The sequence below is a fragment of the Limosilactobacillus fastidiosus genome, assembly GCF_014145505.1.
Taxonomy (GTDB): domain Bacteria; phylum Bacillota; class Bacilli; order Lactobacillales; family Lactobacillaceae; genus Limosilactobacillus; species Limosilactobacillus fastidiosus.
In genome coordinates this window covers 1-428 of record NZ_JACIUZ010000007.1, presented here as the reverse complement: position 1 = coordinate 428, position 428 = coordinate 1, and the positions used below count along the sequence as shown (strand labels likewise).

1 protein-coding gene is annotated in these 428 nt (G+C 43.0%); it reads left to right on the top strand.

The window, feature by feature from the left end:
• A partial coding sequence (locus H5R64_RS00240; RefSeq protein WP_182582478.1) for a hypothetical protein occupies window positions 1-428 on the top strand: 428 nt, incomplete at both ends.

The following is a 428-nucleotide window of genomic DNA, read 5'->3' as shown; positions in this document are numbered from 1 at the left end:
ATCAACTAGTCAAAGTACAAGCGCCTCTGCAAGTTTGAGTACATCGTTATCTGATAGTCGCTCCCTGAGCACTAGTTTAAGTGATAGTGAATCAACATCGACTAGTGTTAGTGATAGTGCCAGCCGTTCCTTGAGTACTAGCCTGAGCAATAGTGCTTCAACTTCACAATCGTTAAGTTCCAGTGCATCAACTTCGACATCAATTAAGGACAGTGAAGAAGCCTCAACCAGTGCTAGTGCGAGTGCTTCAACCAGTGCTTCACTTAGCCAGAGTATTTTAACTTCTGACAGCTTAAGTACCTCAGTATCGACTAGTCAAAGTACAAGCGCCTCTGCAAGTTTGAGTACATCGTTATCTGATAGTCGCTCCCTGAGCACTAGTTTAAGTGATAGTGAATCAACATCGACTAGTGTTAGTGATAGTACCA